We start from the raw sequence: 239 nt of genomic DNA, 5'->3' as shown, positions 1-239 counted from the left end.
CGGCGGACACTCACCGGCCAGCCGCGTTCCCAACCTCTCAGGTCAGTACACCTAGCCAGCGTCCTCATCAACCTCGCAGCCTGTTACGGCGGGGTCGGCCGCCGCACCGACGCAGTACCACCCGTTGAAGAAGCCCTTGCCCTCTACCAGCAACTGGCCACCGAAAACCCTGTCTACCAACCTGGCCTAGCTTTGGCTCTCACCAACCTCGCAACCTGCTACAGCGAGGTCGGACGCCG

Origin of the sequence: Nocardia sp. NPDC057663, from assembly GCF_042799895.1 — a bacterium.
Lineage (GTDB): Bacteria > Actinomycetota > Actinomycetes > Mycobacteriales > Mycobacteriaceae > Nocardia.
Note: the sequence above shows the minus strand (reverse complement) of the source record.